This is a genomic window from Lentibacillus jeotgali (genome assembly GCF_000224785.1).
GTDB lineage: Bacteria > Bacillota > Bacilli > Bacillales > Amphibacillaceae > Lentibacillus > Lentibacillus jeotgali.
Map to the genome: position 1 here is coordinate 1 of NZ_AGAV01000023.1, position 12,743 is coordinate 12,743.

At 41.2% G+C, this 12,743-nt stretch carries 11 protein-coding genes; 6 read left to right on the forward strand and 5 right to left on the reverse strand.

Annotation, left to right across the window (positions count from 1 at the left end):
- Positions 1-273 precede the first annotated feature (273 nt).
- The 4 genes from ON01_RS17065 to ON01_RS17080 form a co-directional block, all read right to left on the reverse strand.
- Positions 274-2,211, reverse strand: coding sequence for an FtsX-like permease family protein (locus ON01_RS17065; protein WP_010532234.1), 1,938 nt, complete (start codon positions 2,209-2,211; stop codon positions 274-276).
- The gene (locus tag ON01_RS17070) at positions 2,201-2,959 is read right to left on the reverse strand and encodes an ABC transporter ATP-binding protein (protein WP_040912594.1); all 759 of its coding nucleotides are present in this window, start codon (positions 2,957-2,959) and stop codon (positions 2,201-2,203) included. The genes ON01_RS17065 and ON01_RS17070 overlap by 11 nt, the downstream gene beginning before the upstream one ends.
- A 94-nt stretch (positions 2,960-3,053) precedes the next feature.
- Positions 3,054-4,052, reverse strand: a complete 999-nt coding sequence (locus tag ON01_RS17075; RefSeq protein ID WP_010532236.1) for a sensor histidine kinase — start codon at positions 4,050-4,052, stop codon at positions 3,054-3,056.
- A complete protein-coding gene (locus tag ON01_RS17080) occupies positions 4,045-4,740 on the reverse strand; it encodes a response regulator transcription factor (RefSeq protein ID WP_010532237.1) in 696 nt (231 codons plus the stop codon). Before ON01_RS17080 ends, ON01_RS17075 begins: the two co-directional genes overlap by 8 nt.
- Before the next feature lie 362 nt (positions 4,741-5,102).
- Here ON01_RS17080 and nagZ point away from each other — a divergent pair, with 362 nt between their 5' ends.
- A complete protein-coding gene (gene nagZ, locus ON01_RS17085) occupies positions 5,103-6,800 on the forward strand; it encodes a beta-N-acetylhexosaminidase (RefSeq protein WP_010532238.1) in 1,698 nt (565 codons plus the stop codon).
- Positions 6,801-7,511: 711 nt separating this feature from the next.
- On the opposite strand, the gene ON01_RS17090 is transcribed toward nagZ, so the two are convergent.
- Positions 7,512-8,873, reverse strand: a complete 1,362-nt coding sequence (locus ON01_RS17090) for an IS4 family transposase (RefSeq protein ID WP_010532239.1) — start codon at positions 8,871-8,873, stop codon at positions 7,512-7,514.
- 293 nt (positions 8,874-9,166) lie between these two features.
- Between ON01_RS17090 and ON01_RS17095 the strand changes: the two genes are divergently transcribed.
- The 5 genes from ON01_RS17095 to ON01_RS17115 all read left to right on the forward strand — a co-directional run bounded on the left by ON01_RS17095 (position 9,167) and on the right by ON01_RS17115 (position 12,503).
- Positions 9,167-9,487, forward strand: a complete 321-nt coding sequence (locus tag ON01_RS17095) for a YbjQ family protein (RefSeq protein WP_010532240.1) — start codon at positions 9,167-9,169, stop codon at positions 9,485-9,487.
- A gap of 142 nt (positions 9,488-9,629) precedes the next feature.
- The gene (locus tag ON01_RS17100; protein ID WP_010532241.1) at positions 9,630-9,893 is read left to right on the forward strand and encodes a hypothetical protein; all 264 of its coding nucleotides are present in this window, start codon (positions 9,630-9,632) and stop codon (positions 9,891-9,893) included.
- Between the two features lie 394 nt (positions 9,894-10,287).
- Positions 10,288-10,617, forward strand: coding sequence for a PadR family transcriptional regulator (locus ON01_RS17105; RefSeq protein WP_010532242.1), 330 nt, complete (start codon positions 10,288-10,290; stop codon positions 10,615-10,617).
- 13 nt (positions 10,618-10,630) lie between these two features.
- The gene (locus tag ON01_RS17110) at positions 10,631-11,437 is read left to right on the forward strand and encodes a hypothetical protein (RefSeq protein ID WP_029329180.1); all 807 of its coding nucleotides are present in this window, start codon (positions 10,631-10,633) and stop codon (positions 11,435-11,437) included.
- Between the two features lie 13 nt (positions 11,438-11,450).
- A complete protein-coding gene (locus tag ON01_RS17115) occupies positions 11,451-12,503 on the forward strand; it encodes a hypothetical protein (protein WP_010532244.1) in 1,053 nt (350 codons plus the stop codon).
- Positions 12,504-12,743: the final 240 nt, after the last annotated feature.

A 12,743-nucleotide genomic window follows, 5' to 3' on the forward strand; every position in this document is an offset into this window, starting at 1 on the left:
GATGCTGAACCTTTTTTGGTTGATGTTCATCGATTCGAACATATACATCTTCTTGGGAAATAAAAGGATTTCCCCGGTCTAACACTTCTGTTACTGTTTGTGGTAGAAATGTATACCCCACAATTAAAATTAATATTACTACAATTCCAATGCCAATGCCCTTGAGCTTTTTCATTATTCAACATCCTTTCAATACAAAAAAGCAGCTATCTTACCATGATAGAATCAGACTCTCCGCCGCTATATGCTTTTAGACGGCAGAGGACTGCCCGTTTACAATGCTTCTCGAATCACTCGCTTATAGTAACGAACCGATAAAACACCGAAGATCGAGTACAGAATGGTATAAATGGCCATGACGATTACCGTTGGCGTTAACATTTCCGTACCAAATATGAACCAGCCTGATTTGACGGAGAAATAACTGTGCAACAGTCCGAGTATTAATGGAATACCGAAGTTGAAAAGTTGTTTATACCAAATACCACGAACTAAATCGTCCTGGGTAAAGCCAAGTTTCCGTAAAATTGTGTATGTGGGCTTTTCCTCTTCACTCTCATCCATCTGTTTAAAGTATAGAATGCACCCGGATGTAATCAAGAAAGCTAACCCGAGAAATCCGACAATAAACATAGTCAGACCGAGTTGTTGTTTTTGCTGGTTGACGCTTTCCAAGTAACTGTAAGCCGGATTTTTCTCCTCGTTGTCCCAATCCTGAAAGATAGCATTTGCCTGATTCAGCTGATCATCATCGGCAATATCAATCCCGATGTATTCGTAACCGAAAGCTCCTTGGATGTCCGGGTCCAGACTTTTTTCCAGCTGCTGATAATCGCGATCATCCACAACGACAACTGGAAAATTGAGTGACTGAATCCTTGGCAAAAGTGATCTTTCCTTTGATTCTATATAATGTGCATCAATGGTACTGGTTTGACTGGACAGGGTTATGTTGCCCTCCTCTTGAAAGGAAAGGAATTGCGAAATGGAACCACCGACCCCGGTAAGGGCCGCTTCATCCGGTGAAACATTGATGTCCGCTGTTGCTTGGTCACTGACGACCACTATCCTGGTATTCTCCAGTTCACCATTAAAATTGCTCGGAGCCGATTCCAGAGCGTCTGTTATATCGGCACGGACAGTTATAAAATCAATCCGCGTTTCTTCATATCCGATTTGTTCCGCATTCAACTCTTCCATAAAACTATCGGCATCATCTGCATCTGTAAGGGAAAAGTCATTAGGCGCTATCTGCTGGGCCGATTTTTCCGTTGAATAATAGGAAATATACGTGAGCGATAATAAGCCGATTGCCAAAGCAGAAACGGTTGTTATGACCGTCAACAGTACAGCATTCGACTTCATGCGGAACATGATCGACGACAAGGATAGCACATTGTTAATCGATAAGTAGCCGGCTTTCGATTTGCGAATTAGCTGCAGGATAAAGCTGACCGATCCCTTGAAAAACAAGTAGGTGCCAATGATAACCGAACCTAAAATACTCAACATCGCAAAAAAGAGCTGGTTATCAATATCTCCACTGAATAGTTTCGTGGATAAATAATATCCGGTCATAATAAGTCCAATACCAATAATTCCGATCAGTATCTGCATAATCGACATTTTTTTCACATTCTCTGATTTGGACCTTATCTGAAACAGGGACAGAACGCTCTGCCGGTTTATAAACAAATAGTTCATGACCATAATGAACAGGTAAATGATAAGAAAGACAAGCAGCGTCTGTCCCGTGGCTTTAGCTGAAAAATTTAATGCCGCAACCTGATCAATCCCCGTTATTTGGAAGAAAATCAATTTAATCAGCTTTGAAGCGGCAAAACCGAGAAAAATGCCAATGACTATCGATCCGGCATAAAGGACACTATTTTCGATACTCAAAATGCGAAAAATCTTGCCTTTTGTCATGCCAATCAACTGAAATAAACCGATCTCTTTACTTCTACGTTTAATAAACAGATTGTTGGCATATAACAGAAATACGGTAACAATGGCGATAAGTAATACTGATCCGGCGTAAATTCCCGCTGATCCTTTAGCGGTACCCGACATGGTGTCCAATGCCGGATCAAACTGCAGCGTGACAAATGCAAAATATAGCGCCACACTAAAGATCAAGGCGAATACGTACAGGTAGTAGCTCCGGATATTCTTCTTCAGACTTTGCCAAATCAGACGGTTAATGCTCATTATAAACACCGCCCAGGACACCTTGTGTTGTCATGATGTCTTTTAAAAAGGTCTGCCGTGTTTGATCACCTTTATTGAGCTGGGTATACATTTGGCCGTCTTTGATAAAAACAACCCGTCCTGAATAGCTGGCAGCGACCGGGTCGTGGGTGACCATAACAATCGTTGCGTCCCGTGTGTGATTTAAGTTGTTCAGTTTATCTAATAAATCGGATGCTGATTTCGAGTCAAGGGCCCCAGTCGGTTCATCTGCAAAAATAATGCTTGGTTCGTGGATGAACGCACGCGCTGCCGATGTCCGCTGCTTTTGTCCGCCGGAAAGCTCATTCGGATACTTATTCCGGATGTCATAGATGCCGAGCTCGTCCGTTACTTCCTTAAATGTTCGGTTCGCCTCTTTTTTCGATACGTTATTAACGGACAGTGGCAGTAAAATATTTTCTTTGACGGTCAGCGTGTCAAGCAAATTATACTCCTGAAAAATAAATCCTAAATGATGTTTACGGAATGTTGCGAGCTGTTTATCTTTCATCGATGTTAATTCCTGTCCTTGAATGATGATCGTTCCTCGGTTTACCCGGTCAATGGAAGAAAGCACATTAAGCAGTGTTGTCTTTCCAGAACCAGATGCCCCCATAATACTGACGAATTCGCCTTTATCGACGTTAATATCAATCCCTTTTAAGACTTCTTGTTTATTAAATTTGTTTCCAAAGCTTTTATGAATTTTCATTGCTTGTAACATCATGTCCTCACTCCTTAAACTATTTCCATCATAAACGTATGCCATCCATTTTTCCTGCGATTCACCGAACAAATGATACTGGCATGTGACAATCTTGTCACATGCCAGTAATCGCAACAAATTCATTTTTGTTGGGAAATGTTAATGTAAATGTCGACCCTTCTCCGACATTGGATTGAACACTGATCTTGATGTGTAATGGTTTTAGCGCATTTTTTACCAAATAGAGTCCCATACCAGATGAAGCGGTGTCCTGATGGGCAGTAGTAGAGGTGAAACCGCGGTCAAAAATGCGCGGCAAGTCTTTGGCATCAATACCTCTGCCGTGGTCCTTGATGGCAAGCGTTGTGTGCTGTTGTTCACGGTAGCTGGTGATCGAAATATCGGCACTTTCCGTATATTTGATGGCGTTGGTTAACAGCTGCCGAATAATGAAGACGAGCCATTTGGCATCCGTTAAAACCTCCTCTATTTCTAAAGAAACGTCAAAACCGATCCCCTTGCGCATACACCAGGATTGTAATGCTTTTATTTCCTGAAAAATCAGTGGTTCCAGGTTGGTTTGTTCGATATATAAGTCGTTTTCCATAAAAGGAATGCGCTTTTGATGCAGCTGCTGATCAAGAAGTAGGTACATTCGCAGCCATTCGTACTTTAATTGCTCTTTAACCTTTTTATCTTCTACGCGTTCAACCATGAGCTGCATTGCGGTTAATGGTGTTTTCACTTCATGGATCCACAATAAAAGCTCATCTTTTTCTTGTTCCAATTTTATATTGTGTTGTGAAAGCTCATTTTTGTACTGTTTCGTTTGCCCATCAAGTCGTTCTTCAACAATTTTTTCGAACGGGCTCGTTCCCTTATTTATATCGGTTAAGTCGTAATCACTATCCCGTAGTTGTTTATAAAATGCTGTTTCCTTTCGATAGCGGACGATGGCAAATACGACCAGGGTAACAGTCGATAAAAAGACAATATATAAGATGGGACGGGTCGTGATGCTCGGGTCGATCACGGCAATAAAAATCGTAAGCAGTTGTAATCCGATAAATAGGATTAGCCAGCTGCATCGCTCGATTAAGTACTTTTTAATCATTTGGTTGGGCCACCTCTTTTGCCTGATAGCCTTGCCCGACTTTTGTCTCGATAAAACGGCCTAATGCGAGTTCATCCAACCGCTTTCGCAGCCGGTTCACATTGACGGTCAAGGTATTGTCACTAATGAAACGTTCGTCATCCCAAAGCCTCTGGATGATTTCTTCGCGGCTGACAATTTCGTTTTTACGCTCGATTAAAACTTTCAGGATGTACATTTCATTTTTCGTTAACTCAATCGTACCTTTCTGATTGGTTACTGTATTTTTGGCATAATCAAGCGTCGCGCTATTCCACGTGCGCAGTTCTATTTGCTCCGTGTTGTAATCATAAACGCGTCGGAGGATCGCTTGTATTTTTGCAATCAATACATCAAAGTGGAACGGCTTCTGAACATAATCATCCGCGCCAAGCTGCATCGACATGACCATATCGGTAGGATGATCGCGGGAAGATAAAAAGATAATGGGAACATTGGAGTGCGTCCGAATCATCCGGCACCAATGGAAACCATCGTATTTCGGCAATTGTATATCAATAATAACCAAATCTGGTTTTAGGCTTGTAAAATCTTGCATGATTTCATTAAAGCTACTTACACCGTATACTTCATAATCCCAACTGGAAAGGCGTTCCTCTATTTCTTGAAACAAGCTTGTATCATCTTCAATTAGCAAAATGTTGGACAATGGAATCACTCACTTTTTGAAACATTCTCTAGTTCCATTGTAGCGAAACTGTTTTATCGTGTATAATGCAGTGGTTATGAAAATATTCAGTTAAATGTTATAAGTGTAATTAGGTTTTGTGATAAGATTGAAGTAAAAGAACATGTTGGAACATGCGGAAACGTAGTAGCAAAAGTGATGGTTACCTTTTGTTCTTCAATATCGGCTAAATATCGGAAAAGACTATTCAGCAATCGGTCGCTTTTCTCTAATTAAGAATAACGCCAATATATTGAGGGTTTAAATTAGGGAGTCGGGGTGTCAGAGGCTCCCTATTACACTGCAAACCGAATAATGGAATGATTATTCGCGGAGGAATTACTATGATCAAGCGCATCACCATTATAATCCTCATTGCTATCATCGCTCTTGGGGCGGCTTTCTTTTTCATCCGTTCATTGGGCGATAATACAAATGATAAACAAGCAGACCAACAACCAAAGAATCCATCATCGAGTCATGAGAATGAAGAGGCCCAAGAGCCTGAAGCAGCATTGGACAATATATTTAACTTAGCCAAACAAGGAAAAATCCCGCAAAGTAATATCGTTGTCGGTAAAACAACCACCGATGGGGTGCAAAAAACTTGGGGGAAACCGGATAAGACCACGGATACGGATGTCGGGCGTTTTTTGAACTATCCATCACATGACATTGATGTCGGTATTACAGACGGTATTGTGTCCGATATGCGTTCATCGCAGGATCAATTCACGTCGTTCGATTTTGAAACAATTAAATCATATAAAAAATTTGATGATACGCATTACTACCAGGATGATGATCACAATCAAATCATTCTTGTTTATGAACTTTCTAATGATTATGTCTTGAAATGGGCGTTCCCGAAGCCTTCCGGTGATGCTGATAACCCTGACGTGGATCATATTTCATTATCGAAGGAAATAAGCAGAGGCGATAAAGGCATTCATTCAGGTGATACAGGCAACAATATGAGCCTTAATGAAAAAATCGGGCAAATGATTTTTAGCGGTGTTAATGGAACAAAAATGACGGCTGAGACAAGAAGTATCATTCAAAAGTATCATGTTGGAGGTGTCATTTTATATGGCGATAACATTACAAGCAAGACGCAAACCGTCAACTTTTTAAATGAGATGAAAACTGCGAATGCTGACAATCCTTACCCATTATTACTGGGGGTCGATGAAGAAGGCGGCAGTGTGACGCGAATGCCTGATGGGGTGAAAAGTTTGCCGTCAAGTCGTTCGATTGGGAAGATGAATGATCCAGATGTGGCCTTTCAAGCTGGTTCCATCCTCGGTAAGCAGATGAAAACACTCGGTTTCAATTTGGATTTTGCGCCTGTCCTCGATGTTAACAGTAATCCGGATAATCCTGTTATCGGCGATCGTTCGTTTGGCAACAATCCGAAAATCGTATCAAAGTTGGGTATCCAGACGATGAAAGGAATCCAAAGTGAAGGGGTTATTTCAGTCATGAAGCATTTTCCCGGGCATGGGGATACCAGCAAGGATTCCCATTTAAAACTTCCTAAGGTTGATAAAAGCTACGGGGAACTGTCTAAATTGGAACTTGCGCCATTCAGGGAAGCCATTTCGAAGGGTGCTGATGTCAGCATGGTTGCACATATTCTGCTACCAAAAATCGATGAAAATTATCCTGCCTCCATGTCAAAAAAGGTAATAACGGGCATTTTGCGGGAGGATCTTGATTTTGATGGTGTCGTAATCACCGATGACTTGACGATGGGCGCCATTACAAATCAATATAATGTCGCTGAGGCAGCCGTCCGGTCAGTGAAAGCAGGCGGAGATTTATTGCTTGTTGCCCATAATTCGGATTTGATTCCCACTGTATTTGATAAATTAAAAACTGCTGTTGAAAACGGGGAAATAAGCGAAGAAAGGATTAATAAAAGCGTTGAACGCATCACACACTTGAAAGAAAAGTACCAGCTTTCGGATGAAAAGACACCAAACCTCAATGTTCAGTCGATTAATGAGGAAGTGGAAACCATTCGGGAAAAGGCGTACTGATTATCACGAAGGGTGCATGCTCATTCGTTATATGAGGAGGCATTTAAGCTTTGACAACGAACCGCGAAAGCCTTCAACGATATGAATTAGTGGGGGATTGCTTATTAAAGAAAAGGGCGCCATTCCGGAATAAGTCTTGGAATGGAACAACCTTTAAACGGACTATTACAGGAAAAGATATCCGTGTTATTCTGTATAACAGATATTATAACAGTATTAAATGAAAGGATTGTGTAATTATGGATTTTTAGGCTAACATCATTTTTATTGCTTCTGCTATAGCTGTCACTGTTGCTTTATTTGACGCAGAATAAAGCGGGTGAGCATTTATGATGAAAAAACAAAAAAATTTATTCAATCATCGGGCGCTTTTCCGTAATAAGAGGGGCGTCCTTTTTTCCGTATGAGGGGCAGATTGTGGAATGAATCAATTAGTATTCTGAAACTTTTTATGCTATTGATCGTACGGCTATGAAAGTATTATTTAAATGGAGGCAGATATAGTGCGCTTCAAAGGACCGGTATTAAAGTACGTTGTATTAATTATTGCTATTATTGCTTTTATTGGCTGGGCTTTTTTGGGCTGGGAATTTTAATAAAAAGCTTGTCTGAAATGAGGAGAATCTTATGATTCGGTTTGGAGTTCTTTTGATACCAATGGCTATCACAATATTTATTTTATCAAATGTAATATCCTTTTTTATAATTAACTCAACTTTCGCAGGCTAAATTAGGCAGGTAAACCCTGATATAGTTCGGCAGACCCGCTATCCATTGTTGTAGTTGCCTTTTGATGAGTTGTTGTACTTTCTTATTAGTCGTTTTCAAGGTATCTTCAAGAATCTCGATTAGTTGCTGTAGCGCAACAGCCCAATCAAGGTCATTTACTTCATCACATAATTCATAAAACATACCGCCTAATGTTCGGTCATCTGTACTGCAGCGATTTTGCCATGCCAGGACAATATACCTTGTAAACACAATGGTCGTGTGACTGATAAGCGCATCATATGAACGACTCTGGAACTCCTTTTGGAGTTTCAAAAGAGACTTTGTCGTTTTGAAGAAAACTTCAATATCCCAGCGCATGCCATAAATACGAATGATTTCCTGATCACTTAGTGTGAAGTCAGTACTCAGAATCGCAAGCCAGTTACTTTTCTTGTTTCGGTTACGGACGAAAACAACTTTGACAGGGACACCATTGGCCTGTGTTGTATGGATGGAGCGCAAAATGCCCCTTTTTCCATCGGTCGGTGAAGCCAGTCGATACAGTTGATCCAGGCTTACACGTTTACCATTTACAAGATATCGCTGCTTTAACTTTTTGACCATGCCAATCACGTCAAGGCCTTGTTCTGTCAGGTCTTTAATAAGGGGCTGTTGTGTAAACCATGAATCCATCAGTACATAGGAGGCATCAATACCGGCGTTCATCGCACGTTTAATCATACCCGGAATCTGTTCCGGCGCCGTTTGTAACGCTTCTTGACGACGCTTGTAACCAGAACTGCGTTTATCAATGTCTTCAGATATTCCGTTAATCTTGCTTTTTTTCGAACTCAACAGCGAAAAATCGACGGGTAGGAATGTAGCACCATCAGACCATCCAAGTGTCAACATCCGAAAACCTTTGTAGAAACGCATTTTCTGTGATGCATGATCAAAACAGCGAGCCAGAAGCTCTACGTGTTTACTTCGGTTCCGATCATAAGATGAATCATCTAAGATGAGAACCTTTGGACGGTCATGGCGTGTCAGCTTTGATACCTTACTAATCGTATAAGCGACCAGTGAAAGCAGAAAACGGCGCCAGTTGAACGTCGATTGATTCAGAAACCGATAAACGGTATCCTTTGCCGGAACATCATTGACTTTTTTGCTTTCAAGCGTCCGAAACCAGTTTTTGTTTTCAAAGATTAAACTAAAGATTAGCTGAAAAATGTAAGCACACGAAAAGCCAAAGGACTTCGTAATGCCTGCGTTGCGCAAGTGTTTTAACACATTTAATTCTATAAATGTCGATTTTATTTCATTTGGCAGTTGCTTATTCAGGTCGTTTTTCGCTATCATAGTAGGAGACACCTCTTCTATTTTGGTAGTGATTGTGGTTAAATCAACTATACCAAAAGCTGAGGTGTTTTTTCATGTTATAGCCTAATGTCAAGCACTATATGTCAGACCCGACGGGTCCTGATAGGTGTTGAATTCATTGCGATTTTCTTGGTGCGAAAGTTGAGTAATTAATGTAAAAGTTAGTCTTATTCTTTTTATAAGTTCTATTGTGATTGGAATTTTAGGTCTTCTTTTAATTTTTATTGGTGTGCTGAGAGACAGAATTAAAGAGAAAAAGGAGGAAGATCAGGATGATCTTAGTAAATACTGAAACTGTTCCAGGATACAAAATTACGGAAGTGCAAGGAATGGTTCGAGGTAACATTGTTCAAGCAAAAAATATTGGGAAAGATCTTGTTTCTAGTTTTAGAAATGTCGTGGGTGGAGAAATGAAAGAATATACAGAAATGCTAACGGAATCCAGACAAAAGGCTACACAGCAAATGGTTCAAGAAGCGGAAAAGTTAGGAGCCGGTGCAGTAGTTAATGTTCGATTTGTGACATCACAAGTTGCCAGTGGAGCTGCAGAACTTTTGGCGTATGGAACAGCAGTCAATATTCAAAAGCGATAAATCGGTTGAATATTTTTCCTTGTTAACAAATAACAAAAGATGGGTAGTTTTATACTCCGTAATAGGACGCTTTAATCGAAGAAGAAACTTTAGCTGATAAAACATTTTTTCAACTGGCTATTTATGGAAGGTGTTAAAGGGTATGAAAAAAGCTCAATCAATATTTGCAATTCCCTCATTATCTCTTTTTTTTATATTTTTACTCTTAAATTACAGAACTGGAGTGTTTATATCGTTAGGCGTTATCCTTATAGCACTTATTATTAGACAGATTCGTCTGCAAAAATACACCTATATTTTAGGGCATCCTGATAGGCACGCACGATATAATCGTTCTGATGATCTTTTAGACCAAGCAGAAACTTATGTAAAAGAGTATGAGAAGGAAGATAATAGCAAAAAATAAGCAATTAAACTATAAATAAGAAGTGGTTGGTGGTATTTTACTATTCCATAATACGAAGGGCGCTATTGTTGAAAAAGAAGTAAGAGGTTGATACATATTAGACGTGTCTAATATGTATCAACCTCTATTTTATAAGACTTTCTACAAATTAGGTCTTGATAATGAAATAAAGTTCGATAAATTGTAAAAAGGTTTGATGAAAGTAACCTCCTGGGATAGTTGGGATAGTACCCCCTTTAGGGGGTTATTTGGCAGGTCTCCTTCTTCAGATTGTTATACTTTTATCTTAGCATCGGGGAAGAAATGATAAGAATGGAAATTTACATAAACCCTTGTATTACGATGTATAATATTTTATACTGCCCCTGTATTCCAGTGAAAGGAAGAATAGATTATGGATAAAGAAATGATGAAGGGTAACATTGATCTGATTCTTCTGTCGTTGATTGCGGAACGGGATTTGTATGGATACGAAATGACGAAGAAACTGAAACGTTTGAGTGATGAAGCGTACAGCATGAGTGAAGGAACGCTGTACCCGGCGCTGAAACGGATGGAACGTAAGGGCTGGGTGACTTCGTACTGGAGCGCCCCGGAAGGCGAAAGACGGAAAAAATATTACACGATGACCAAAGAAGGTGGAACCGAGCTCGAGCGTAAGCAAAAAGATTGGGCATCGCTTCATAGTCTACTTCTTAAGGCTAGAAGAGCGTATGACACGTAAGTTGGAGGTTTATGTGAAACGGATCGCCGCACAGACTGACTGCAGCCGCTCCGAGCGGGACGACTTGTATGAGGAGATGCTGACACACGTTCTGATGCGCCGAGATGAAGAAATGGAAGCAGGAAAAACGGAAGAGGAAGCGGAGGAGGGAGCTCATATCGGTGACGGTTTGCAGCAGGCGATGTTTCCGTACCGCCGGGAGCTTTTGCTCTTACTTGCGTTGCTCGGTTTTTTGTTTACATTCGGGAAATATATAACGGTGCTTGTTCAGGAGCAGACAGCCCTTTGGTATCTTCTCGTTGGAACGGTTGGGCACTCGGCTGTATTGTTTTTCGCATTAAACCGCACTTTTGCTGTAAACCGGAAGCTTTGGCTGGCACTTGGTTTGGTACTGAACCTTCTGTTTCTTATTACCCAATGGTCATGGGCGACTTATTACGATTTCTTAGTCCCGGCGCTTCTTTTGATGTTACTGCTCAATCTGTATCTTGTGTACCGGACCGTACTGACGTATGAACAGCAGAAAGAACATAAAATGTCCCGGCGCATTATCCACATCGTCAATATTACGCTCGCTCTCGTGGGTGGGCTGGCAGCATTGTATATTTCTCTTATTGCTATGGGGTTTGGCGCTTCCGCTGGCATTTTGTTACATGTGTTTATTCCTATGGCATTATGGGCGGTGCTTTATACGGTTCAGATTCAGCTGCTCCCCCGTTATCCGAAACTGATGGTTGGAAGCCTGGCTCTGACCGTTCTTATTCTAACGTACATGTTTTGGCCGCTCATCGTTCCGTCTCTCATGGGATTATTTGAATAAGGGAGGCAATCAAATGAATAAAAAAAGAATGCTTATTGTATTCAGTTTTATTGCTGTCGTGACAGCCGGTCTTGCCGCGGTGGGAGGCATCGTGGAATCCAGTGAAAACACAAAGCCGTCTTTTACCGGCGAATACAACGTCGCACCGGATGGGCGTATCGCTTATGTGATGGAATCAGACGGCAAGCAGACATTGTATGTGAAAGGTCGCGAGGCAGAACGTCATGAAGTCTACACGGCCGGAAAATCACAGAAGCTGTGGAGTCCGGTGTTCAACGAAAACGGAGATTTGTCCATTGTGGAAACGACCGGTTACTCGGAAGCTCCTCCCGGTGAACAAGAATTTCAGCTTGAACACAGCGATGTTCATACTATTTCCGCGGAGGGTGGTAAGATAGAAACGGTTCTGCAGGCGCGTGGTGTTATCACCGATCTCGTGAAGGATCCGGCTCGAAAACGCTTGATCATCAATGGGATCCACCTTAGTACTAAAGGGGAGCCGGAAGAAGGGTTCATGCCTTTAACATCAGGCTTATATACTTTGAATCCGGACGGCGACTTAAAGGAAATACGGTCGTTTGAGGCGTATTCCCCAAGTTCGTTAAGCATAGCAGAGAATGGAAAAAGGTTGCTTATGGTGCTGCCCGATGATTATAAAAACGCCACGCCGGATTCGATGTTTAAATCCGTGCAGCGCATTTATGAAATGAACATCGAAAAGCCGAAGGAGATGAAGGTCGTATCCAATAAAAACAGTGAAGTCCCGATCAGTGAAGTAGTGTGGATGGAGGATAAAAATAAATTATTATACCAGACAATCATGAATTACGGGGAAGATGGCTTGTATGAGTACGACATGGTAACGTATGACCGTGCATCCGGAGAAGTAGGAGACCGCCTTCACATCAATGATTCCGTACAGCATGCGCAGCTCAGCGAAGATAACACACTCCTGTACTATGTAAAAGAGACGAGCGAAGCGAACCAGTCAGAAACCTTTGAACTGTTCCAGTATCACCTGGAGAGCGGGGAAGAAGAGAAAATTGAGCTTTCCCCGCAAAACTGACTTTTTCACGTTACAAGTTATATGAAATATTCAAGTAATGCCTCTGGAAAATAAGAGACAATAGATAGATAAAAGTTAATATAGTGAATCGGAGTTATTCAATTATACGAACGGGCGCGGTTGTTGAATAAACACTGTGGACCTATGTCAAGAAATTGGACACTTAAAATTTGGAATTCCTGTTAAGTATTTATCAGGCTACTCCTGTAGCCTTCGCTGCAGAGAAACAAATTCTCCCCA

What these genes read in the sequence shown, in the direction of transcription:
- ON01_RS17065 (WP_010532234.1), bottom strand. Translation starts at nt 2,211, where the DNA reads ATGAGCATTAACCGTCTGATTTGGCAAAGTCTGAAGAAGAATATCCGG.
- ON01_RS17070 (WP_040912594.1), bottom strand. Translation starts at nt 2,959, where the DNA reads ATGATGTTACAAGCAATGAAAATTCATAAAAGCTTTGGAAACAAATTT.
- ON01_RS17075 (WP_010532236.1), bottom strand. Translation starts at nt 4,052, where the DNA reads ATGATTAAAAAGTACTTAATCGAGCGATGCAGCTGGCTAATCCTATTT.
- nagZ (WP_010532238.1), top strand. Translation starts at nt 5,103, where the DNA reads ATGATCAAGCGCATCACCATTATAATCCTCATTGCTATCATCGCTCTT.
- ON01_RS17090 (WP_010532239.1), bottom strand. Translation starts at nt 8,873, where the DNA reads ATGATAGCGAAAAACGACCTGAATAAGCAACTGCCAAATGAAATAAAA.
- ON01_RS17095 (WP_010532240.1), top strand. Translation starts at nt 9,167, where the DNA reads ATGATCTTAGTAAATACTGAAACTGTTCCAGGATACAAAATTACGGAA.
- ON01_RS17100 (WP_010532241.1), top strand. Translation starts at nt 9,630, where the DNA reads ATGAAAAAAGCTCAATCAATATTTGCAATTCCCTCATTATCTCTTTTT.
- ON01_RS17105 (WP_010532242.1), top strand. Translation starts at nt 10,288, where the DNA reads ATGGATAAAGAAATGATGAAGGGTAACATTGATCTGATTCTTCTGTCG.
- ON01_RS17115 (WP_010532244.1), top strand. Translation starts at nt 11,451, where the DNA reads ATGAATAAAAAAAGAATGCTTATTGTATTCAGTTTTATTGCTGTCGTG.